Raw genomic sequence first — 24,157 nt, 5'->3', positions numbered from 1 at the left:
CCTGCATCGCGTGCTCAATTCGTTGTACTCAGGGTCAAACGATTGCTCGTCAACCATTGATAATCCGCAACAAATGTTGCTTCTTCGGCCATTGCTCGGCAGTGTGAGAGCAGGCCGGAGCGATGTTTCATGAGGCTCAAAACAATAACAAAGGAGACGTCACGTGAAAGCTTCAGAGCCCCTCGAGATCGGCAAACTCAGCACCCTGAAACGCATACTGGCCGCAGCCCGCAAGGAGTTTTCCGGCAAGGGTCTGGCAGGCGCGCGGGTTGAAGACATCGCTCATGATGCTGGCGTGACCAAGCAGCTGGTCTACCACTATTACGGCTCCAAAGAAGGTTTGTTCGTGGCCGTGCTGGACGAGGCATCGGACACCATCATGTCCGAGCTGGTGGCGCTGGATGTCGAGGGCATGCCAGCGCCAGATGCCCTGCGTCATGTGCTCAATCACTTTTTCGATCAGTACCGTTATGACCCGCTGTTAGGGGCGCTGGCGCTGGAAGGCATTCGCTACCACGACGGGCACCAGACCCCGCGTAATCACTTTCTGGAACTGGCGCCAAAACTGGTAGAGAAATTCGAACAAATCTTGCAGCACGGTGCGGCCAGCGGCGCGTTCAAACACGGCGTCAATGCCCGTTTGTTTCTAGCGACGGCAGCGCTGGTCACCACGGGTTGGTTCACCAACCGCTATTCCATGTCAGCCTTGACCGGCCTTGAGACAGAGTCGGCGGAAGGCATGTCCACCTGGCGTGATTATTCGGCAAATTTCATCGTTGCCAGTGTTGCAGCTGTTTGATGAATGCCGAACTGAAGGAGCCAACGTGTTGGCGAGGCCGTTACTTGACACGCCGCTACCGCTGAAAAAGCCTCGCCAACCAGTTGGCTCCTACAGAGAAATACGGTTTCAGGCCATTATCGGCACACCGCATTCGGCCCTCCAGAATAAACTCGGTCCCACCGATTCCCACAGAAGTGTATAGGCGACTGATTTCACCTCAAAAACCGCTTCACCCTACCCGCCGCGATTTTGCCCGGCATACCCGTCACCCCACCGCCTGGATGTATCCCGGCGCCGCCGAAGAACAATCCGGCAATTGGCAAGGTATCGCCACCCAAACCTGCTGCCGGGCGCATGGCACTGGAGCGGAAGATTGAGGTGTCGATGTGCAGCACGCAGCCGTTGTGGGCGTTCAGGCGCTTGGCCAGTTCCGGTGCGTTTTCGGTTCGACGACCAATCTCCAGCGTCGCAATCTCGGGTACGTACTGGCTGGCGAATTCAATCGTGCGGCGTATGGCCTCAGCGCGAATCGCGTCCCAGCCTTCCCTTGGGTTGACCGGCATCGCTGGCGGGTAAAGGTAAACGATGTCCTGTCCGGCAGGCGCTTGCGAGGCGTCAATGGCGCTGGGGGTGGCTATCCACATCCACGGCAACGTGGGAATTTCACCCCGCGCCGCCGACTCAAAGTTCTCGATCACCGCCTCCGCCGTCCCCACCAGCAACACCGGACCGCGCAAATCAAGGCCATCGGTACGTTTCGACTGGTGCAAGGGCACGCTGATCTGCCCGCTCAAGGCGATATCGACTTTCAGCGGCGAACCCCCATGGGCATTGGCCGGGGCCAGGGCAATGCGGGTCAGCCATTTACGCTCCACTTCACCGGCCGTCACCATGTCCAGGGCCATTTTGGGATGGCAGCTGGCAACGACGGCTTTGGCTTTGATCACCTGCCCGTCCGCCAGACGAACACCCGTCGCCCGGCCTTTCACCGAGATAATCTCGCTGACCGATGCCTGAGTGCGCACTTCCCCGCCCAGCTCCTTGAACCGCGCCAGCATTGCATCGGGAATCGTCTGCATGCCGCCAATCGGCCGACCAATGCCAAAGCGGTGCAGAAAGCCCAGCACCGCAAAATACAATCCGCTGCCATCGGCCTTGACCGGACCCGCGGCGCCAGTCAAACAGGTCAGTGCCGAGAGGGTCACCGGATGCACAAAGCGCTCCAGCGCGGCGCCGTACGCCGAGCCTGTGGCCAGGGCGAAGATCTCCGGCTTGAGCGCTTTATGTTTGCGCAGGGTGCGGAAGGCCTTGAACTTGACGGCCAGGTTCTTCTGCGCAGGGTCCACGCGCATCATCGGGTGCACGACGTCGAGCAAGGCGTAAATCACCTCAATGAACTTCATGTAAGCGTCGGCATCTTCCGGGCAGAACTTACGAATCTCCTCAGCGGTCTTGGCCGGGTCGCGCCAAAACACCAGGGAGGTGCCGTCCGGGTGCAGATAGACATACGCAGGCTTGAGTTCCACCTGCTTGAACCCGTGCCGCTCCAGTTGCAGTTCTTCAACCACCGAGTGCGCGCGCAGCGATAACAGGTCAGCGGCGCACGGATGCACAAGATGCTGCGGTGCTTCCGGGATCAGGTAACCGGAAGAAGCCATACCGCCGACCTTGTCCAACGCTTCCAGTACCACCACGGATTTGCCTTGCGCGGCCAAGTAGCAGCCAGCCGACAGACCGTTATGGCCGCCGCCGACCACCACCACATCGTATTCGGATTTCTGCGCAGCATTGTTCATGTCCAGATACCTTCAGGTTCGATCACAGTACGTCGAGCAGCCGCGAGCCTACCCACGCAGTGTCAACACACGACGCGCCAGCCTTGCAGGTGCAGAAGAGTGCGGCGTGGGTTACATGCCCGCGCGACCAAGCTTTTCGAACAACGCGCGCATCGCCACCAGCGACGGCGTATGGCTGCTGAACCCGCCGTCGGCCACCAGCGTGGTGCCCGTGACGAACGAAGACTCATCCGACGCCAGGAACGCCACCACGTCAGCAATCTGCCGAGGCGTGCCCAGTTCTGGGGTCAGATGATTGTCGCGGATAATCTCCAGCAGTTCGGCAGGCATCGAAGCGTGGGCGTTTTCCGCAGGTGCCAGGCCGATTTGCACGGCGTTGGCCCGGATGCCCTGCTTGCCATATTGGGCAGCAATCAGCTTGGGCAGCATCATCAGCGCCGCCTTGGAAGTGGCGTAGCCGCTCAGCGACAGATCGCCCTGCATACCCAGCCCCGACGTGGCGAAAATCACCGAACCGCTTTTATTTTCCAGCATTACTGGAATCGCGTACTTGCTGCACAGCACCGCACCGCGCAGGTTCACCGCGATGGCCCGATCAAAGGCCGCCATGTCCAGATTGCAGATGTCGCGGTCGCGCTGGCGCTGTTCAACATTGAGCACCGCAGCGTTGTTGTGCAGCACGTCGATACGACCAAAGCGGCGTTTGATCTGAATCACCATGTCCTCGACTTCTTCCTCCGAAGACACGTCGACCCGAAGCGCCATGGACCCGACGCCGTGGACCGCCAGTGACTCCGAGACGGTGATCGCCGCTGCGCCGTCGATGTCGACCACGACTACCTGCGCGCCGTGAACGGCCAGAACTCGGGCACATTCGGCGCCCAGACCATTGCCGGCGCCGGTAACGATGGCGACCCGCCCTGCAAGCTTTCCTGTGTTAGTAGATCCTGTGTTCATGGTGGCTCTTCTTCTTGTTGTTGTGCTGCTTGAACCTGTGACTGAAAAGCTCCGCTCAGCAGCGCTTATTCACCGGTGAAATGCGGTTCGCGACGTTCGGCGAAAGCCAGCGCGGCTTCCTTCACGTCTTTACTCGGGGCCAATAACGCGAACAGGTTCAACTCCAGTTCCAGGCCGCTTTTCAAGTCCAGTTCCAGTGCCGCCCGCGCCGCCTGTTTGACGAAGGCCGAGGCTGCGGCCGGCTTGGCGGCGATACGCAGAGCAAAGGCCGCGACTTCTTGCACCAGGCAGGCGCTGTCACTGGCCAGCCGACTGACCAGCCCAATTTCGCGGGCTTCGGTGGCGTTCATTCGGTCGCCGGTCAACAGCATGTCCAACGCCCTGCCCGGCGCCACTACCCGCGACAACCGCTGGGTGCCACCGCCGCCGGGAATCAAGCCAAGACCCGTTTCCGGCAGCGCAAAAATCGCGTCGGGAGACGCAAAACGAATGTCGCAGGCCAGCGCCAATTCCAGGCCGCCGCCCATGCAGTAACCATGGATCGCAGCAACCACCGGTTTGGCAATGCTATCCAGCACCTCGATCCAGCGTGAACCCTGCATCCGCTGACGAACCTGCAACGCGGTTTCATCACCCCGGCGTTCCTTGATGTCGGCACCGGCACAAAAGCCGCGGTCACCTTCACCGCGAATGATGATTACCCGTATGTCACGGTCGGCTTCCAGAATGCGCAGGCCAGCCGGCACTCCCTGGCGGATGTGGTCATTGATGGCATTAATCTGTCCTGGTCGGGTCAGGATCAACCAGCCAATCGCACCCTCACGCTCAATGCGTACCGCCTCGTTGATGACGCTCGATGGGTCCGGTAAGGATTTGCCATTCATTTCAGCACTCCTCGAACTCGAACAACTGACCGTCCAGTTCTTTTGGATCGATACGGATCAGCGATTTACCGCCCACCGCTTCACTGGCTTCGATCCATTGGAAATTAGTGCCACGGGCGCGCAAGTCTTCGGCCTTCGCCGCCAGACCGTGGACGCCGATGCGAATGTAATAGGGACCTGGGCCCCAACTATTGAGGTACAAGCCCGCGTCACCGTCCCAACGGCTGGCTTCGATGATGTCCAGTGTGGCGCTGTTGGCCAACGTAAAGCCCATGCGCGCCCGGCGATAACCTTCGCCATGCAGGGTTTCAATCGGACCGCTGGGTTCCCAGTCGAGGTTGCTTGAGCAACGGCGCAAGGTGTCATCCAGATCTCGCACCAGAAAGCCCCGAGCGGTGACCCGAATCATGTCACCCGGCTTGGGGTTGAGTGCTTGCGGTGCAGGCTCGGCAAAGGTCTCCGGCGGCATTTGCAGCGGCTCCATCGGCATGATTTCGATGCACAGGCCGCCGTCAACCGACGGCTGGTAATACGGTTTCTCTGGGGTCGCGCCGAGCCACAAACGGTCAAACGGCATGTCATCGGTGCGCTGCGCCATACGGAACGGCAGGCGCCGACGCATGAGCTTTTCCACCAACGCGTCGAACTTGTGACCGTGGGTCGCCAGCACGATAGAGTGGGTGATCATTGGCCGGTGACGGCCCTGAAAGTCTTTCAGGCTTTCGAGAAAGTCGTGAAACAGCGGGTCGCCCAGGTTCGGCTTGTCCAGATGCCATTGCGGTTCGACGCGGGTGGGTGAGACCGCCAGCGACTTGTGTACCCGCAGGAAATGCGCAATGTATGGGTGATGATCGAACGCCTGACGCCAGCGCTCGTGTTTGAAAATACCGAGCTTATCGACCAGTTTTTCGGTCATGGCGTCCGGATCCGGAACCATCATGTCAGCGCTCATCAACAATTCGAACATACCGTTTTCCCCTTTGCGTATTCGCTGACCCACCGTTCAAGCGATGGGTCTTTTTTATTCGTTGGCAGCCGGTGCGGGGCTGGGCATCAATGCGCGATGATCGCGGCGGAGTTTTTTCGCGGCCGCTGCTCGGGCAGGACCGGTTCAATCGCATCGGCGTGTTCCACCTCGGATTCTTGCGCCGAGGTGTTTATTTTCGGGTTCAGCAGGAAGTGCGACAGCGCCGGAATCAGAACCAATGCGCCAAGCATGTTCCACAGGAACATGAAGGTCAGCAGGATGCCCATGTCGGCCTGGAATTTAATCGGCGACCACGCCCAGGTGATCACGCCAGCGGCCATGGTCAGGCCGATAAGGGCCACCACACGGCCGGTGAAATCCAACGAACGACGGTAGGCCGTTGCCAACGAACCGCCCCTGGCCTGAACGGCGAGCTGCACGCTGAGCAAGTACAAGGCGTAATCGACGCCGACCCCCACCCCTACTGCAATCACCGGCAATGTTGCGACTTTCAGGCCAATCCCCAGCCAGACCATCAGCGCCTTGCAAATAATGGTGGTCATGATCAGCGGAATGATCGCGACCAACGTGGCGCGCCAACTGCGGAAGGTCAGTAGGCACAGCAGCGCCGTGGCGCCATAGACTGCGAAATACATGGTGATGATGCCCTTCTCCACCTCGATATTGGTCGCCGCTTCGATCCCGGCGTTACCGGCAGCCAACAGGAACTGTGGGGCATCGGGTTTGCTGTTGTTCTCCTTGGCAAACTCTTCAGCAACCTTTAGCACTCGAGTCAGGGTGTCGGCTTTGTGGTCGGTCAGGTAAGCAATCAGCGGGGTTACAGAGCATTGTTGGTTGGTGATACCCGGCGAGGAGATCATCGCGGCATCAACCGAGGAGTTGGTGATGGCTTGATCGCGGCTGATGGTCAGCCATTTTCCGCTGCCCTCGGCCATTCCTGAGGTGATCATCCGCACGTTTTCCGCCAAAGAGTTGGTAGTCTGTACGCCTTCGGTCTGACGCAGGCGCCACGCCAGCTGGTCCATGGCCTGCAATGCCGGGTACAGACGACAGCTGTCTTCGGCGGTCTTCATGATCACCACGAACTGATCACTGGACAGTCCGTAATTGCTAGTGATGAAGGCGCTGTCGCGGTTATAGCGGGAGTCGGGGCGCAGCTCCGGGGCACCAGGGTCAAGGTCGCCGACTTTCAGGTGCAGCATCACCACGCAACCGACTGCGGTGACCGCCACTGACATGACGATGACGGCCGTGGCCCAGCGCCGCTCGGTAAACCGATCGAGGCTTTTCCAGATGCGACCCAGCAACCCCCTGTTGGCTTCGCCGGCCTGGTCTTTTTCGATGGCGATGCGCGCGGCTTTCTCGCTTACACCGATGTACGACAGGGCCACCGGAATCAGCAGCAACTTGGTGAAAATCAGCACCGCCACACCAATGCTGGTGGTCAGTGCCAGGTCGCGGATCACCGGGATATCGATGATCACCAGCACCGCAAAGCCAACGATGTTGGTTAGTAGCGCAGTCAGACCGGTGAGAAACAGGCGGCGAAAGGTATAACGCGCAGCGATGTACTTATGAGTGCCACGCCCAATGTCCTGAAGGATGCCGTTCATCTTTTGCGTGCCATGGGACAGGCCGATGGCGAAGATCAGGAACGGCACCAGAATTGAATACGGGTCCAGCTCGTAGCCCAGCAGCTCCATCAAGCCCAGCAACCAGACAACGCCGGCAATTGCCACGCCGACCAGCAGCAAGGTGCTGCGCAGGCATCGGGTATAGAGGTAGACGAACAGCGCGGCAATGACCACCGAGATGCCGAAAAAGAACATCACCGAATACAAACCGTCGATCAAGTCACCGACCAGTTTGCTGAAGCCGACAATGTGAATGCCAATGGTCGGGCTTTCCAGGGAACGAATCTGCTCTTCCAGCTGTTTGGAGAAGTCGCCATAACTCAGGGGCAAACCGGTTTTCGGGTTGGTGTCGAGCAACGGCGCGACGATCATGCTCGATTTCGAATCGTTGGACACCAGGCTGCCGACGATCCCGGCACGGGCGATGTTCTGGCGCAAGGCGTCAATGGAAGCCTCACTGCCGTTGTAGGTTGACGGCATCACTGCGCCGCCTTCGATGCCCTGCTCGGTGACCTCTTTCCAGCGAACGATAGGCATCCACAGGGATTTCATCCATGAGCGATCAACGCCAGGAATCAGGTACAGGGTGTCGTTGGCTTTCTGCAGGGTTTGCAGATATTCCGGGTCGTAAATGTCGCCTTTTTTGTTCTCGACCACGATGCGAATGGTATTGCCCAGGCCCGGCAGCTGATTCTTATAGGCCAGGTAGTTTTTGATGTACGGGCTGTTGCTCGGAATCATTTTTTCGAAGCTGGCGTTGACCTGCAACCGCGTTGCGAAAAAACCCAGCGTCAGGGTAGCCAGAACACAGGCAACGATTATCAGAATGCGGTTGTTGAAAATGATCCGCTCAAGCAACCCGCCAGACGACTTGTCGAAGTCTTTGAGATCACGAATCACCGGCATTCCGCTGTTGTATTTTTGCTCTACCATCGCTGCTTTCTCACTCAGAGGTGCCGGGTGGACTCAATTCGCCTTGGCGAGCTGAACGACCTTGGTACCGGAAAAACGGGTCACGATCAGTTGTCCGGCCTGACCGGAATCACTGGCGGCATAAACGTCGCCGCCGGTCGCGGGTGCAAGTGTGGTGACTTGCAAGGTGCTTCGATCCAGCGCGGCGATTTGCCCGCCCTGGCTGACGAGAATCGTGGTGGCGCCCTGATCGACAGTACTCACCAAGCTGGAATTAATACCGGTTTCAATCTTCTGCCAGGTCAGTCCACTGTCGCGGCTGGCGAACAGATTGCCGCGCAACCCATAGACCAGCAGCAGATCGGCTTGGGCGTTCACGCCAAACAGCGTGCCGGCATACGGCGTGGCGATCTGAACGAAGTGTTGGGTCGCCGGGTCGAGACGCATCAATAAGCCTTGCTCACCGCTGACGTAGAACACCCCGGCGTTTTCAGCCAGGCCGTAGAGGTGCATGCGCCGCTCGTTGTCGGTGCGATCAGTCCAGGGTTCCCAGGTTTTCCCGTCGTCAGCGCTGCGCAGCAGCATGCCGAAGGCGCCGACCACAAAGCCGTGGCCCTGGGCATCGAATAACACGTCGAGAAACGGCGCGCTCAGTACGTCCGGTGTGGCCGACGTGCTTAGCGCAAGGGTGACTTCCTGAAGCATGCTCGCTGCGTTTTCATCGCCTTTAGCGGCCAGCGGGCCGTAAAAGCCGTGCAACAGCGTTAGCAAACTGCGGCCGTCGAGCTGCGTTTTCCAGGTCAAGCCGCCGTCAACTGTGTGCAGCACCACGGAATCGTGGCCGACCGCCCAACCGTTGAAGGCGTCGCGAAAACGTACCTGGACCAGGTCCGTAGCGACCGGGCCAGGCATTTGCTGCCAGGTCTGGCCGCCATCAACCGAGCGCTGAATCAGCCCATGCAGGCCAACGCTGACCAAGGCGTCACCGGCTCGCGCCACGGCTAACATCGGGGCCGGCAAGCGCAGGTCTACCACGGGCGCTGGTTCGCGCAGGGTGTCGACGATGACGTCCGATGCCGCCTGTGCGACACCACCGAGCAGCGCCAACGAAATAAGGGTGGCGCTCGTCAACCGGATGCCGCTCGTTAACCGAAGACGAGCAGCCAGTTGCACTACGTAAAGGCCGGGATGGGTCATTATTATTGTCCTCAACCGTGTAACTGGTGTGCCACGCTGCCTGGGCCGACGCTGCACACGTTCGCTAATAATGGGTAAACCGGTAATGCCTGACCGCGCGCAGCCAAATCGCTGTCGCGCGGCCAGTCCCCAGCCTGTTTAGCGCTGGGTTTCCTTGGCAACGATCGCCTCGGCATTCATGTCGCGCTCGGACCGTGGCGTATCAGAGATCATGTAGCCACCCTTGAGTCCGTCGTTAAGCAACGCCCACATGCCTTTGTTGAAGTCGTAGACCACGTTCTTCACGTTGTACGGAATGGTTTTGTCGTACATCTGGATGCCACCCAGGAAAATCGAACGGTACAACGCGCCGCTCTTGTCCCAGGCGTCATACAGACCCGCGCCGAAGGTGTCTTCGTCAAGGTAGTAAGTACGCTTGCCGTAAACGTGACGCATGCCCGGCTTGAGGGTCGCTTCCACTACCCACACGCGGTGCAACTCCCAACGCTCCAGCGCCGGGTTGGCGTGATGCGTCATGAATTGGTCTTCTTGCTTGGCATCGAAGTAAAACTTGTAGGCGTTGTACGGAATGTACATTTCCTTGCGACCGACCAGCTTGTAATCGAACCGGTCCTGAGCACCGGAGAACATCTGCAGTTCGTCGAACAGCGTCACGCCGCCCTGACTGGCTACGGGGGTGTCGTAGTTGAACTCAGGAGCCAGTTTGACTCGACGTTGCCCCGGTGAGTAACTCCAGGAGCGGCGTGGCTTGGCCTCGGGGTCGAGGTAGTCGTTCAGTCCTACCACTTCACCCGCGCGGCGTGCCGGATAACCGTTCACCGAGAACACTCGGGAATACATCATAGGATCACGATCAGCCTGGGCGACCTGATACCACGGTGCTTCTTCGAAGGTGGCCTGCTCAGCGGTTTTGGTCACCACGCCGTTGGCATCGACGACCCAACTGTTGGACGACGAGGTGGTCGAGTAACCATGACCGACCCGGTAGCGCAGTTGCTGGTTCCACATCACTTCGTTACCAGTCTTCGGCAACGGGAACGGCAAACCGCCACGGCATGCCGGATCCACCGCCAAGCCGTCTTTCAAGATGCAGTTGGCGCTGCCATTGCGCACGGTCGCCTCCAGTACATCCTTTGGGTAGGCCGTGGTGCGGTGCGTCGGAAAAATGTCGAAATAGTAGTCAGGGAATTTCTTGAGCATCATCTTCTGACCTTCGCTCAATTTATCCGCGTACTTGTCGACGTTTTTCGCATCAATGCGAAACAGCGGTTTCTCGTCCTTGAACGGATCGACCCAAAATCCACTGTCCGGCTTGAAGCCCGCAGGGATTTTGGTGTAACCACCTTCATAGGCAGGGATGGTCCCCTCGGCGTTACCGGCCATGATCGCGCCAAAAGGCGTCAGGCTCTTACCCAATTCCTGGGCGTCAGGTGCCGCAGCCAGGGTTGTGGCAGCAAACCCCAGGAGAGCAACGGATAAGGCAAGTTGTCTTTTCATTTCAGACTGTCTCCGTTTTTATTGGATTTATCAGAAGGAGGTTTTGAATGTGAAGTCCAGCCAGCCGCGGTCAGTACCACCGACGTTACCGTTACCGGCCACGGTGTTATCGCTCAGGTTCTTGGCTTGGGCTGCAGTGTCTGCGTAACGGAGGGTGAATTCATACAATTGGGCGTAGGTCCAGTGAGTACCCACAGACCAGGCCAACGCGCCTTCGCTACCGCCACCCGCTGTCGCTGCGTTACCGTGAATGCCGTAGTTGACGGTCAGCGGTATATCCATATCCCACGACGGGAAAACGTTCAAGTATTGCGGCGTGTAGTTGACTGCCACGGCGTAGTAGTTTTTGGTTGAGCAACCGTCGGACTTGTCTCCGGACCCGGCAATGGTCGGCGTATGGCCGTTGACGCATTGAGCGGTGCCCTCGCCTTTGAATAACTCAGGGTGTTCGGTAACGCTGTCCAGGTGGCTGTAAGCAAACTCGCCGATCAGCGTACCGTTGTCAGCGATGAAGTTGCGGGGCACGCCATACACAGCGTTGGCCACGAAGTGAACGGTGTTACCGCGCGGACCTTCGTTGTCGACTGTGCTGATACCCGTGGCGTTCAACGCACCGTTGTGGCGATACGACAGGTCGGAACCTACCGAAACAGTGTCGAATACCCGCGAGAAACTCAGGCCGGCCAATTTCACACCACGTGGATAGATGACCCGGTACTCGCCCAGCGCAGCTTTGACTTCAGGAGAAAACCATGGCTGATAGTCATCGAACTGGCGGTAGTAGGCGCCGAACGTCGATTCGATGGCTTCCACGTTAAGTTTGGACATCACACCCCAGTTCTGACCATCACGTCCGAACTTCGAATCCTGGCGTTGAAAGGTCGCGCCGTTAGGAGCCAACGGCAAACGGTCCGGACCTTCAAACAGGGGATCCGCTGCACCGAAATAAGTGCCGCCGTATGGGATACGGGTCGGCTCCCACTCGTAGAAGTACTGACCGGCGACCGATAGGTTGTCAGTGACTTGCGCCTTGGCTGAGATCTGCCCGACTGGCAAGAATACTTCCTTGGTTTCAATACCCGGACTGGTAGACGCTTTCACGCCATCGGTAGGTGCCTGGGAATATGAAATGGCGTGGGCGCCGAACAGCAGGCCCTCGCCCCAGTAGTTGGTGTGGCGACCGATCTTCACGTTGACCGGCGTGGCGCCGATGTTGAAGTTCTTCCACACGAAGGCATCGAGGATTTCCCCGGACGGCCCACGAACATAGCGTTTGACCTCGTTGCTGTAGGTGTTGTTGTTATAGCTGGTGGCGTAGCCGGCAACGTTACTTTTCACGTCGGTGTCGTGGTAGGCCTGGTCGTACCAGCCGGAAGCGCTGAGTCGCGCGCCCCATTGGTTCAGATATGAAAAGTCAATTTCGCTCAACAGATCCAGACGATTTGTAACAACATCGCCTTTTCCGAACTTGCCATCAGACTCATCGTACGAAGGGCTATGGGCGATGTGGCTGTCCTGGCCTTCCATGCGCATACCCAGGTTATAGCGCACGGTCGTGTCGATCCGCAGGCGGTATTCGGGGTTAGGCAAATCAATAGCGGCTGCAAAGGCGCCTTGAGCGATACCTATTGTCAGGAGCGTCAAAGCCCCATTGGTAATTTTTCGACTGCAGCGAAACTTGTCGTTCATACAAACTACCTTTTATTTTTATTTTCAGTCGTTTATGTACATTCAAACGGTTTCTTCAGCGACCGTACAGCATGCTCCGTCACTGCGTACCTCCATCTGAACGGTTGGCTCATGAGGGCTCGCGCCACATCGAGTAATCACCAAGCCTCTTCAGCTGAATGCCACCGTAACGGATCATCATTCAGAATTCCACATAAAGATTGCAGTTCTCTATACAGAATTGATTGTAAATCGTGTGTATCTCCCGGCAAGCCGCAGCTTAGCGCCTTCGGACATTACTGCACAGATCAAACATAAATGTTCAAATAATCTTTGTTAGCCCGTATTTTTCGGTTTAAATGGCTCGCCCCGGTCGATTGTCGAACCGCGACAGTGCACCGACACGACCTGACAGGTAGCCATAAAACAAGAACAGCAAAGGAACCGTCATGAACATTGATTTGAGTGGGAAACGCGTCATCGTTACGGGCGCGTCACGTGGTATCGGCTTGGCAATCGCCCGCGCTTTCGCGGCGGAAGGTGCCCGGGTCGCGATTTGTGCGCGCAGTGAGGAGGCGGTAAAGGCTGCCGGCGATCAACTGGCAGAACAGGCTCAAGCGGTCATCGCTCGCGCGGTGGACGTGACCGACAGCGAGGGGGTCAAAGCCTTCGTCAATGAGGTTGCGTCTGCCTGGGGCGGCGTTGATGTGCTGGTCAACAACGCGGGTCAGGGCCGCGGAGGCAACCTTGAAACCCTCACGCCGGAATTGATTCTGGAACACGCCAATATCCTGCAGATGGGGCATTTCCGTTTTGTGCAGGCGGTGGTGCCGCACATGCGTGCGCAGCGTTGGGGACGGATCATCGAAATCAACGCCTTGGCGGGGGTTGTTCCAACACCAGACGGCATCCCCTCGGTGATTAACCGCGCGTCGTGCGTCGCGCTGTCGCGGTCACTCGGGATGTCGCTGCCGAAGGACAATATCCTGGTCAACAGCCTGAACATGGGTTGGATCGATACCGGGCAATGGGATCGTCACTACAAAGAGATGGGGCCAGGCGTAACGCGGGAAGAGTTCGACGCCATGGTCATGAAAGTCGTGCCGCTGGGGCGTTATGGCAAGCCGGAAGACGTGGCGGGCATGGCGTTGTTTCTTGCCAGTGAATATGCAAGCTTCATCAGCGCCGCGTCGATCGACATCGCGGGGGGCATGGGTGGGCAGATTGCCTACTTCCCGACGCTGAAGCGTGATTTTGCGGAGATGGTTAGAAAGCGTAATGAGGGGGTCTGAGGCGATTTTCCTGGCGCTTACCTGAGTGTATATATCCAGCTGGGCATCACCCGGATCTCGGTGAACGCGAACGTATTCGCTCCCACCGAGATTGCGGTTCCGCAAATCGATATTCAATACACAAAAAATCTTGGCCCGACAGATATCTGTACGGGCCAACTTGTCGGCGAGAGGCCGGGCGCGGCGTGTCAGGTTTAACGCCTCGCGAACAAGCTCACGCCTACAGGGGTTGTGTCCATGTTTCGATCAGACTGCTACCGGCACCTCTAGCTTCAACAACTCAATCGCATTACCACTGCGAATACGCTCGCGCTCTTGAGTCGATAATCCCAAGCCCTCTGTCAAGTCGCCGTGGTCATAGGCGCCGCCGAAATTGGTCCCGTACAACAGCCGTTCGCTGCCTACCACTTCCGCCACGCCACGGCGTAAACCAGGCGCATGCACGTCGAGGTCGAAATAGAAATTGGCCAGATAATCCATGAACGGGCGCTTGTTCCGTGTATCCGGCGCCATGGCCCGGTTCAACTCGCTCAAACGCCCCAACTGGAACACTGCCATACCGCCCGCATGGGTGATATAGGTTTTCAGCGTTGGGAATACATCCAGCGCGCCGCCGCAGATCAAATACCAGAAGAACAACGTTTCATCGACGCAGTCACCCACGATGGAGCTGGTTTCAAATTTATCGTCGGTGTGCTTTTCGCCCAGGTAAATCGACTGGTTGTAGCCGTGAACCATGATCGGTACATCCAGCTGGGTGAGTTTTTCCCATACTGGAAACAGTCGCTTGTCATGGGCTTCAAGCCCGTTGAAATTCGCACCACCGACGCACACGCCTTTGGCCCCGAGCTGGGTTACCGCCCGCTCGATCTCTTTGACTGCGGCTGCGGGTTCGGCCAGATTGGCGTGACACCAAAAATCAAAGTGCGCCGGGTCGGCACGGCAGAACGCTGACAACTCATCGTTGCAGGTCCGGGCATACTCCGTGCCGAACTCCCCTGCCCAGTACATGAATGCATGTGACGGCGTAGACAGCACCAACTTATCGACGCCACGTTCGGCCATGAGCTTTCGGCGGCTGGCGTGGGTCATGCGGGCCAGCAGGTTGGCTTCCGCTTCTTCGTCGGTGGCAGCCTTCGTCGGTTGTTTGGTGCCCAGGGAAAAGTGCCCTACCGTCAACCCTTGGGTCTTCATGAATGGCCCCCAGAACTCATGCTGGTTGAGCATCCCTTTGGTCAGCAGGTGCGCGTGTACGTCTATCAGCATTGTTGCTCTCCTTATTGTTGTGGTCCGTGCCGGGTGCTATGAGCGGCGGATGCTGGCGGTGATCTTCGCGTGGGGACCGGCGACCTGCGCGGCCCAGGCTTGTGCCGCCTGGTCAAGGGTGTAGTCCGCGTAATCGACCTGAATCTCGCGCTCTTTGGCGATGCGTAACAAGCGCTGCCAGATCTGCTGCCGATCCGCCGGTGGGCGCTGCCCAGTACCGATGCACGACAGGTTGCGGAACAACAGGTCGGCGATGTCCAACTCAATCTTGCGCCCGGCCCCGGTGCCGATGGTCATGATCCGTGCGCCCCAATTAGTCGCTTTGAGTGCCGACAGCAACGGCTGACCACAGACCAGGTCCAGCACCACATCGAAGCCGCCATCGGCCGCTTCTTTCAACGCAGCGCTGTCGTTGTCGCCACCCAGGCACACCACCTCATCGGCGAAGCCGCGTGACTTGAGCCCTTGCAACGCCTGTTCAGAACGCGCAGCACCCACGACCCGGCCCGCGCCCATATGTCGCGCCAGTTGCAAAGCGATCAGACCCAAGGTGCCGGTGGCCCCAAGGATCAAGACCTTTTCACCCTGCTGAATCTTTGCGTATTCCAGCGGCACGATGGCCCCCGTCGCCGCGATGCCCATGCTGATCGCTGTCTTGTCATCGATATCGTCCGGTACATCCCAGACCTCTTCACTGGGCACCACTGTGCGTTCTGCCCAGGCACCGAACGGCTGAACGGAGCGCTCGCCGAAATACACCCGACGGCCGTCCGTGGTATGCCCGACACCTTCGCCACGAATGACACAGGGATAGCTCACCCCCAGTCGATAAGCGCCCAACACATCCCAGCCACCAAGACCGGCAGTATCGACATCGATAAGCGTCGAGCCTTGCAAAGCCTGGGGTTCGGCGAAATCTTCAAGTACCGGCGGGGCGTTTCGCTCATGAATGACAGCAGCACGCATGACTGACTCCTTTTATGATTTTTGTGATTGGCAATCGTCCGATTGAAAATAATAGAACACTTTTTAGAAATATGTCTTACTTTAAGCAGATGAGATCACTGCGGGTGGTACCTGGTTGACGAATGCCTAGCGTGGAAATGTCGGTTTTTTACGTTGTCAGGTCACCTGCCGAAACTCGAATTCATAACAAGTGCGCCGGTTCTCTCCCTGCGGACGCACGCCAAAACAAGCCTGGAGAACGCCCCAATGAGTAAGCTTCCATCCCTGGAAGACAAGTACCTGCAGCAGCATGGCAAGGTGTTGTTGACCGGTATTCAAGCGCTGGTCCGCTTGCCCTTGATGCAGCGTCAGCGTGACCTGGCCAACGGGCTGAATACCGCCGGTTTCATTTCCGGCTATCGCGGCTCACCGTTGGGCAATTTCGATCAGGCGTTGTGGAAAGCCCGTGATCACTTGAAAGCCAATCACACGGTGTTTCACCCAGGGGTCAACGAAGACCTTGCGGCCACTTCGGTCTGGGGTACGCAGCAGGTCAGCATTTTTGAAGGCGCCAAATACGATGGCGTATTTGGCATGTGGTACGGCAAAGGTCCGGGTGTCGACCGCTGCGGTGATGTGTTCCGCCATGCTAACGCCGCTGGGACCTCCACTTTTGGCGGTGTGTTGGCGATTGCTGGCGACGACCATGGTGCCCGCAGTTCATCACTGCCGCACCAGACCGAGCATATTTTCAAAGCCGTGATGATGCCGGTGCTGGCGCCATCCGGGGTTCAGGAATACCTTGACTACGGCCTTCACGGCTGGGCAATGTCGCGCTACTCAGGGTGCTGGGTGGCGCTAAAGGCCGTGGCGGATACTGTGGAAAGCGCGGCCATCGTCGACCTCGACCCACAACGCGTGCAGCCGATCATCCCGGATTTCCAGTTGCCCGAAGGCGGCCTCAATATCCGTTGGCCAGATCCACCGCTGGCGCAGGAAAAACGCCTGCTGGAACACAAGCTGTACGCCGCCCTCGCCTACGCCAAGGCCAACCGCCTGGACCGCATAGTGCTCGATTCGCCCAAGGCGCGGATCGGTATCATCACCTCGGGCAAGTCCTACCTGGACGTGTGCCAGGCGCTAAAAATTCTTGGCATCGATGAGGCTTTGGCAACCCAGATTGGCTTGCGGGTGTACAAGGTCGGGATGATTTGGCCACTGGAAGCCGATGGCGTACGGCAGTTCGCCGAGGGCCTGGAAGAGATCGTCGTGGTGGAAGAAAAACGCCACCTCATCGAGTACCAGCTTAAAGAAGAACTCTACAACTGGCGCGAAGACGTTCGCCCACGCATCGTCGGCAAGTTTGACGACAAAGGCGAATGGAGCCTGCCGCACACGGACTGGTTATTGCCGGCGATTGGTGAACTGACCCCGGCACAGATTGCTCGGGCGTTGGCCCGACGTATCTTGCGCGTATGCCAGAGCGGTCCGTTACAAGTGCGTCTGGCGGTGCTCGATGCCCAGCTGCAAGCCTGCCAACCGTTGGGCAATCTGATGGAGCGAGTGCCGCATTATTGCTCCGGCTGCCCGCACAATACCTCGACCAAAGTCCCTGAAGGCAGCCGTGCGCTGGCCGGGATCGGTTGCCATTACATGGCGGCATGGATCTATCCGCAAACCCAGACCTTCAGCCAAATGGGCGGCGAAGGCGTCGCCTGGATCGGGCAATCGCCATTCACCGAAACCCGCCATGTGTTCGCTAACCTGGGCGACGGTACTTATTTCCACTCGGGCCTTCTGGCGATTCGGGCATCGGTGGCGGCCAAGGTCTCGATCACGTACAAAATTCTCTACAACGACGCCGTGGCCATGACTGGCGGCCAACCGGTGGACGGCAGCCTAAGTGTTGCGCAGATCAGCCGACAATTGGCCGCTGAAGGCGTGTTGAAAATTGTCGTGGTCAGTGAAGAACCTGATAAATATCAGCACATTAATGATCTTGCTCCCGGGGTGCCGGTCTATCGCCGCGACCTGATGGACCAGGTGCAGCATGAGTTACGGGAATTTGCCGGCGTGTCCGCGCTTATTTACGACCAAACCTGCGCCGCAGAAAAGCGTCGTCGGCGCAAACGCGGCAAATTCGCCGACCCGGCACGTCGGGTGGTGATCAACGAAGCCGTGTGCGAAGGCTGTGGCGACTGCAGCAGCAAATCCAACTGCATGTCGGTGGTGCCGGTGGACACCGAGTTCGGCCGCAAACGTGAAATCGATCAGTCGTCATGCAATAAAGACTTCACTTGCTTGACCGGTTTCTGCCCGAGCTTCGTCACTGTCGAAGGCGGCACCCTGCGCAAACCCAAGGCCCTAACGCAACGTGCGGAAGAACAGTGGGTATTGCCCACTCCAGCGGCCTTATCGCTGAACGAGCCGTGCAGCATTCTGGTAACTGGCGTTGGCGGCACCGGCGTGGTCACTATTGGTGCCCTGCTTGGCATGGCGGCGTTTATCGAGGGCAAGGGTGCGCTTAACCTGGACATGGCTGGCATGGCGCAAAAAGGTGGCGCGGTGTGGTCGCACATCCGTATCGCCGAGCGTCAGGACCAGCTCTTCGCGCCCCGCATTGCCGAGGGAGAAACCAGCTTGCTGTTGGGCTGTGACCTGGTGGTCAGTGCCCACAGCGAAACCTTGACAAAACTGCGGCACGGCGTGACCCATGCGCTGATCAACAGCGAACAGAGCATCACCAGCGCGTTTGTCCGTACCTTCGCCCGACAGGCGGAAACCGGCGACTTGGACGCCAACCCGGATCCACTGTTTCGCAGTCAGGGCATGGCCGAACAGATTGTCGACAGCGTCGGCAGTGACCACGCGGTGTTCCTGGACGCCAGCCGAATCGCCACTGCGTTGATGGGTGACTCTATTGCCACCAACACGTTCATGCTCGGCCATGCGTATCAAAACGGCTGGCTGCCGGTGGGAGAAGAGGCACTGATGCAAGCCATAGAACTGAACGGTACGGCCGTTGAGTTCAACCGCATGGCATTTCTCTGGGGACGTCGCGCTGCGGTCGATCTGCCGCGCCTGTTGGCGCGCCTGGAAACCCTCAAGGTGAAAAGCCCGGATCGGGTGCTGTCACAAACCCTGAACCAATCCATCAACCGCCGTATGGATGTATTGCGTGCCTATCAAAACGAAGGTTATGCGCAACGCTATCAGCGCCGCATCGAAGCGATTCGCAAGGCTGAGTCCCTGCTGCTGGGCAAGCCAGGGCCGCTGACCGAAGCCGTGGCGCGCTATTACTTCAAAGTGCTGGCGATTAAGGACGAATACGAAGTGGCGCGGTTGTTTACCGACGGTGAGTTTTTGAAAAAGATCGAGGCCAATTTCGAGGGAGATTTCGCCCTGCGCTTCCACCTCGCCCCGCCCGTGTTAAATAAAGCCGGCGTCGAACCGAAGAAAAGCAGCTATGGCCCATGGATGCTCAGCGGTTTCAAAGTGTTGGCGCGAATGAAATTCCTGCGCAACACGTGGCTCGACCCGTTTGGCCGCACCCATGAGCGCAAGGTCGAACGCCAATGGCTGGCGGACTACGAAACGGTGCTTGATCTGATTCTCAAGGAATTGAGCCTGGACAATCACCTACTCGCCGTAAGCCTGGCCGAATTACCCGATGCCGTACGCGGCTATGGCCCGGTAAAAGAGCGCTATCTGGTGCATGCCCAAGCGAAACGCCAGGTGTTGCTGAATCAATGGCAAGGCAAAACGTTGTTTGTCGACGCAGCGCCGGCGGGGAAAAAGATAGAGGTCATACAGCTGTGATTCATAGCTGAATCCCAACTCTCTGTAGGACGTTCCGCCACGTCTCCGGCGCCGCGCTGTCGCGCAGCAAACACACAACCTGTGGAGCTGCCGAAGGCTGCGATAGGCCGGGGTCGCGGGCGACCGGCACGACCTTCAGCGGTATAACGAGGGCGACCGGTTCCCGGTCGAATCGCAGCCTTCGGCAGCTCCTACAGGTCCGTTTAAGGTCAACCTCATGTCTGTTGCGGAAAGAATTTGTACATCCCCACGGGAACACGTCCGGAATGTGGCGCTTGATTTGTTTGTCGAGCAAGGTTTTCAGGCCGTCAGCCTGCGTCAGTTGGCATCGGCCGCAGGGATGCAGGCGGGATCGCTGTATAACCACTTCGAGAGCAAGCAGGCGTTGTTGTTTGAACTGATCGAAAGCTACGAAACCGAACTCCTGCAAGCCCTGCCCAGGTCCAAGTCTCTGGACCCTGATCCGCACAAGACCCTCGGCATCTTTGTCCGCGCGTTTCTCCATTTCACCCTGCGCCAGGCGCAACGCTCACGCCTGACGCGTATGGAATTCCGCTGCCTGGAACCTGAGCAACAGCTTTACATTCAGCACCTGCGTACGACCTGTACTCAACGGTTGGCTGCAATCCTGGACCATGGCATCGAGCGTCGGGTATTCAAACCTGTGGCGGTCGATACCCTCGTCCCGTGCTTACTGTCGCTACTCAACGATGCGGGCAATTGGTTTGGCCCGCATGTGTCGATGACCGCCGCCGTCGAGCTCAACATGAAAATGATCGGCGGCGCCTTGTTGCCTTCTGCAGGCACGCCGAACTAATGCATCCCTTACTTCTTATGGCAGTCCAGACTGGCCTTGAGCGGTGCCCCCGTGTATTTGCCCTCGACCCGCAGCAACGCCGACTCTCCGGGCGCCATAACCGCTGGTGGTGATTGGGCGTCACTGGATTCCGCTGGACCGGGCTTGAGCATGCACACCACAGCGACCGTATCGTTATTGGTGAGCTTCAAGGCCTGGATGCTGCCGCCAGCGTTCTGACCACCGCTGTCGCTGCTGCCTTCCATTGCGGCGTCGATTTTCAGACCGTTGAAGTGTTTATCCATCAGCACATCGTCGGCCATCGCCAGCATTGGCAAGCAGGCGATGACACTCACAAGCAAAAGACTGTTCCTGTTCATTGGGCAGTTCTCCTAAAAGTGTGCAAGAAATGCACACACAGCAATAGAGAAGCGCAACTCGAAGCAAGTTCAGACTATTTTCGGTGACCCAACAGAGTCTTCAACTGAGCATCACCATGCCGCCGTCTATCATCAGGGTCTGGCCCGTGACGAAACGTGAACCTTCACCCGCCAGAAACACCAGCACAGGTGCCAAGTCCTGGGCCGCATCGCCCAAACGCCCGCCCATGGGTATCTGCCCAGCCATGAAAGCGTCGTGCTCTTTCAGTTGGTCTGCCGACATGCTGGCCCGTGTGTTTTCATACATCGGCGTCCACATGGCCGGCGCGATAGCGTTTACCGTAATACCTTTGGCTCCCCACTCTCGCGCCACGGTGCGAGTCCATGCCAGGACTGCGCCCTTGCTGGCGGCGTAATGGGCCTTACCCGGTTGACCGACCACCCCCGCCGCCGAAGCGAAGTTAATGATGCGTCCGCCATGGTCCTTGAGCAGGTCGTAGGCTGCACGGTTGGTGAGGAAGGTGCCGCGAGTGTTGACCGCGAACACCCGCTCCCATTCGTCCAGTTCGATCTGATCAGCCATGGCATTGGGTGCAATGCCGGCCGCATGTACCAGCACGTCCAGCCCACCCAACTGCTGCGCCGCCCAGGCGAACGCTTCACTGATGGACTCAGGACTGGAGATGTCACAGACATAGCCTTTGGCCCAACCACCGCCCTGCTCCGCCGTTGGCACCGCGCTTTCGCCGATGTCCAGGCTGACCACGTGGGCACCTTCGTCGACGTACGCCTTGACCACGGCGGCGCCAATCCCGCGAGCGCCGCCGGTGACGATGATTTTCCTGCCTTGCAACTGCAAACGGGTTTCCATTGCCAAGCTCCTATCAATCACATCTAAGTAGCGCACCTGTAGGAGCCAACTTGTTAGCGAGAGGCCCAGCCGTATGTACGCAATCAGCCGCCTCGCCAACAAGTTGGCTCCTACAGAGAGTTGTGTTTACTGCGTGAAATCGAGGCGTGCGCTCCTTGGAACAGCCGCAACGCCGACCCATGATGGGTCTGGCCCACATCCATGGGTGCCTTTCCGGCGCAGGCCCGGGCGTAGCTGCCTTCAAGCAGGATTCCGAGTTTGAAACCGGCGAGCACGATGTACCAGTCCAGCGCGGACAGGTCGCGGTGGGTCGAGGCGCGATACCGGGCAACCAGTTCATCGGCACTGGGAAATCCGTCCCACGGCTGCACATGGATAGTCCCGGCGCCATGGCCGTCGGCACCGGGCCAACTGACCACTAACCAGCCCAGATCCAGCAACGGGTCGCCCAGGGTCGCCAGCTCCCAATCGACGATGGCAGCCAGTGTCGGACCGTGGCTACTGAACATCACGTTCGACAGGTGAAAGTCACCGTGCAAAATACCGGGGGTGTTGTGGGTCGGGCAGTTCTGCATCAGCCATTGCCCAATCGCCTGGACATCAGGCAACCCACCAACCCCAGGCCAACCGGAGTAATCGGCGTAACCCTGCAGTTGTGACAGCCAACGCGGCGCCTGACGTTCTAGAAAGCCCTCGGGCTTGCCGAAGTCGTCCAGTCCCACCGCTCGATAATCCACTTCGCCCAGCCGCAGCAAAGCGTCGACCATGGACATCCCCATCTGCCGACGCACCTGCGGATCGCTGGCATGCAGCGCCGGCATCCCCGCCGAAGCGTTGAAGCCATCCACTGGCTCCATCAGGTAAAAGCCAGCGCCAAGCACGGATGCATCGTCACACCCAGCAATCAACGCCGCATGGGGCACGCGACTGCCTGCCAACGCCGCTAAAACCCGCGCTTCTCGAGCGATGGTTTTGCTGCCGTCCTGGCGCGGGTGCAACGGCGGCCGACGCAGCACAAACTCACGATCACCACGGCGAAAGTGCAGCAGCAGGTTTTGCGTGCCACCGGTCAGGCGTTTTGGGTTCTGTATGGGACCGCTTTCCAGGCCTTGCTCGTCCATCCACCGCTTCAACCGAGGTATATCCACCAAGGCTTCCCAGTCCGAACTGCTCATCGCTGGGTTTCCCGGTCGTTACAGCGTGCCAGTTCGACCCGGTACTTTTCCCGTGCCTTGGCCGCGGCCGTCGGCCGGTGGTAGTCGGGGAACATCCGTTCTTCCGGCTGATAGTCACGCAGCAGTTGCTTGGCAACCGTGACTTTGTGCACTTCGGTCGGGCCATCCGCCAGGCCCATCTGGAACGAACGAATGATAAAACCGGCAAACGGCATTTCTTCACTGACGCCCAGTGAGCCGTGGATTTGTAGCGCCCTGGCGGCGATATCGTGCAGCACTTTGGGCATGGCAGCTTTAACGGCAGCGATGTCTTTGCGCACTTGGCGATAATCCTGATATTTATCGATCCGCCACGCCGTGCGCATCACCAGCAGGCGGAACTGTTCAAGCTCAATCCACGAATCGGCGATCTTTTCCTGCACCATTTGCTTGTCTGCCAAACGACTGCCCTGAGTAGTGCGCGACAAGGCCCGCTGGCACAAGGCGTCCAGCGCTTTTTGCGCTTGACCGATGACCCGCATGGCGTGATGCACGCGTCCGCCGCCGAGCCGGACCTGCGCAACCACAAACGCCTGCCCTGGCTTACCCAGCATGCTGCTGGCCGATACTCGTACCTGGTTGAATTTCAGGTAGGCGTGGGTCGCTTCCGGGTCATCGGCAATGCCGACGTTGCGCTCGATCAGCAGCCCTGGTGTGTCGGTAGGCACAATGAACATGGACATGCCGCCATGGGCGCCGAGGGCCTTATCAGTCACCGCCATTACGATCACAAACGCAGCGTAGCGGGCATTGGAGGCAAACCATTTTTCCCCGTCGATGATCCAGTCGTCACCCTCGCGCAGCGCCTCAGTGGTGAACACACTCGGATCGGCACCGCCCTGGGGTTCGGTCATGGCAAAACAGGAGACGATTTCGCCGTCCAGCAACGGTTGCAGATAAGCGCTTTTTTGTTCGGCGGTACCGTAATGCGCGAGGATCTCACTGTTGCCGGAGTCCGGCGCCTGGCATCCGAAAACCATAGGGCCAAACAACGCCCGACCGAGGATTTCGTTGATCAGCGCCAACCGCACCTGGCCGTAACCCGGGCCGCCCAACTCGGGGCCTAAGTGACAGGCCCACAAACGACGCTCACGGACCTGCGCCTGCAGCGGTCGTACCAGCTCTTTGAACAGCGGGTCATGAATATTCCATGGACTGCCCAGCACATGCTCCAGCGGTTCGACTTCTTCGCGAACAAAATGGGTGATCCAGTCCAGCTCTGCCTGAAAATCGGCATCGGTCTCAAAATCCCAGGCCATC

The 24,157-nt window shown here is 58.6% G+C and carries 18 protein-coding genes; 4 read left to right on the top strand and 14 right to left on the bottom strand.

Annotated features, from left to right (window positions below):
- Nucleotides 1-163 precede the first annotated feature (163 nt).
- Complete coding sequence (locus JWR17_RS17860) at nt 164-799, top strand: TetR/AcrR family transcriptional regulator (RefSeq protein ID WP_299833282.1); 636 nt, start codon at nt 164-166, stop codon at nt 797-799.
- A 194-nt stretch (nt 800-993) separates the two neighbouring features.
- Here JWR17_RS17860 and JWR17_RS17855 read toward each other — a convergent pair whose 3' ends face one another.
- The 8 genes from JWR17_RS17855 to JWR17_RS17820 form a co-directional block, all read right to left on the bottom strand.
- Nucleotides 994-2,577: an NAD(P)/FAD-dependent oxidoreductase gene (locus tag JWR17_RS17855; protein WP_299833281.1), complete on the bottom strand. Its 1,584-nt coding sequence runs from the start codon at nt 2,575-2,577 to the stop codon at nt 994-996.
- A 111-nt stretch (nt 2,578-2,688) separates the two neighbouring features.
- A complete protein-coding gene (locus tag JWR17_RS17850) occupies nt 2,689-3,534 on the bottom strand; it encodes an SDR family oxidoreductase (RefSeq protein WP_299833280.1) in 846 nt (281 codons plus the stop codon).
- Between the two features lie 65 nt (nt 3,535-3,599).
- Complete coding sequence (locus JWR17_RS17845) at nt 3,600-4,418, bottom strand: enoyl-CoA hydratase/isomerase family protein (protein WP_299833279.1); 819 nt, start codon at nt 4,416-4,418, stop codon at nt 3,600-3,602.
- Nucleotide 4,419: 1 nt separating this feature from the next.
- Nucleotides 4,420-5,385, bottom strand: a complete 966-nt coding sequence (locus JWR17_RS17840; RefSeq protein WP_299833278.1) for a lactoylglutathione lyase — start codon at nt 5,383-5,385, stop codon at nt 4,420-4,422.
- A gap of 86 nt (nt 5,386-5,471) precedes the next feature.
- On the bottom strand, nt 5,472-7,973 hold the full coding sequence (locus tag JWR17_RS17835) for an MMPL family transporter (protein ID WP_299833277.1): 2,502 nt from the start codon (nt 7,971-7,973) through the stop codon (nt 5,472-5,474).
- A gap of 33 nt (nt 7,974-8,006) precedes the next feature.
- Nucleotides 8,007-9,149, bottom strand: coding sequence for a YCF48-related protein (locus tag JWR17_RS17830; protein WP_299833276.1), 1,143 nt, complete (start codon nt 9,147-9,149; stop codon nt 8,007-8,009).
- A gap of 138 nt (nt 9,150-9,287) precedes the next feature.
- Nucleotides 9,288-10,646, bottom strand: coding sequence for a DUF1329 domain-containing protein (locus tag JWR17_RS17825; RefSeq protein ID WP_299833275.1), 1,359 nt, complete (start codon nt 10,644-10,646; stop codon nt 9,288-9,290).
- Nucleotides 10,647-10,676: 30 nt separating this feature from the next.
- Entirely contained in the window at nt 10,677-12,335 is a 1,659-nt protein-coding gene (locus tag JWR17_RS17820; protein ID WP_299833274.1) for a DUF1302 family protein, read from the bottom strand.
- A gap of 428 nt (nt 12,336-12,763) precedes the next feature.
- Here JWR17_RS17820 and JWR17_RS17815 point away from each other — a divergent pair, with 428 nt between their 5' ends.
- On the top strand, nt 12,764-13,606 hold the full coding sequence (locus JWR17_RS17815; RefSeq protein WP_299833273.1) for an SDR family oxidoreductase: 843 nt from the start codon (nt 12,764-12,766) through the stop codon (nt 13,604-13,606).
- A gap of 246 nt (nt 13,607-13,852) precedes the next feature.
- On the opposite strand, the gene JWR17_RS17810 is transcribed toward JWR17_RS17815, so the two are convergent.
- Nucleotides 13,853-14,872 carry an amidohydrolase family protein gene (locus JWR17_RS17810; RefSeq protein WP_299833272.1) on the bottom strand — a complete coding sequence of 340 codons (1,020 nt, stop codon included), beginning with the start codon at nt 14,870-14,872 and terminating at the stop codon, nt 13,853-13,855.
- 36 nt (nt 14,873-14,908) lie between these two features.
- A complete protein-coding gene (locus JWR17_RS17805; RefSeq protein WP_299833271.1) occupies nt 14,909-15,838 on the bottom strand; it encodes a zinc-binding dehydrogenase in 930 nt (309 codons plus the stop codon).
- A gap of 231 nt (nt 15,839-16,069) precedes the next feature.
- On the opposite strand from JWR17_RS17805, the gene JWR17_RS17800 reads away from it, so the two are divergent.
- Together JWR17_RS17800 and JWR17_RS17795 are read left to right on the top strand one after the other, a co-directional pair.
- A complete protein-coding gene (locus JWR17_RS17800; RefSeq protein WP_299833394.1) occupies nt 16,070-19,636 on the top strand; it encodes an indolepyruvate ferredoxin oxidoreductase family protein in 3,567 nt (1,188 codons plus the stop codon).
- Between the two features lie 217 nt (nt 19,637-19,853).
- On the top strand, nt 19,854-20,453 hold the full coding sequence (locus tag JWR17_RS17795) for a TetR/AcrR family transcriptional regulator (RefSeq protein ID WP_299833268.1): 600 nt from the start codon (nt 19,854-19,856) through the stop codon (nt 20,451-20,453).
- A gap of 8 nt (nt 20,454-20,461) precedes the next feature.
- On the opposite strand, the gene JWR17_RS17790 is transcribed toward JWR17_RS17795, so the two are convergent.
- The 4 genes from JWR17_RS17790 to JWR17_RS17775 all read right to left on the bottom strand — a co-directional run bounded on the left by JWR17_RS17790 (nt 20,462) and on the right by JWR17_RS17775 (nt 24,156).
- Nucleotides 20,462-20,812 carry a hypothetical protein gene (locus tag JWR17_RS17790; RefSeq protein WP_299833267.1) on the bottom strand — a complete coding sequence of 117 codons (351 nt, stop codon included), beginning with the start codon at nt 20,810-20,812 and terminating at the stop codon, nt 20,462-20,464.
- Nucleotides 20,813-20,912: 100 nt separating this feature from the next.
- Nucleotides 20,913-21,683, bottom strand: a complete 771-nt coding sequence (locus JWR17_RS17785) for an SDR family NAD(P)-dependent oxidoreductase (protein ID WP_299833266.1) — start codon at nt 21,681-21,683, stop codon at nt 20,913-20,915.
- Nucleotides 21,684-21,793: 110 nt separating this feature from the next.
- On the bottom strand, nt 21,794-22,858 hold the full coding sequence (locus JWR17_RS17780) for a phosphotransferase family protein (RefSeq protein ID WP_299833265.1): 1,065 nt from the start codon (nt 22,856-22,858) through the stop codon (nt 21,794-21,796).
- On the bottom strand, nt 22,855-24,156 hold the full coding sequence (locus JWR17_RS17775; RefSeq protein ID WP_299833264.1) for an acyl-CoA dehydrogenase family protein: 1,302 nt from the start codon (nt 24,154-24,156) through the stop codon (nt 22,855-22,857). Before JWR17_RS17775 ends, JWR17_RS17780 begins: the two co-directional genes overlap by 4 nt.
- Between the last annotated feature and the right edge of the window lies 1 nt (nt 24,157).

The organism is Pseudomonas sp., from assembly GCF_028293835.1.
Taxonomy (GTDB): Bacteria; Pseudomonadota; Gammaproteobacteria; order Pseudomonadales; family Pseudomonadaceae; genus Aquipseudomonas.
This window is presented reverse-complemented; position numbering and strand designations above follow the sequence as displayed.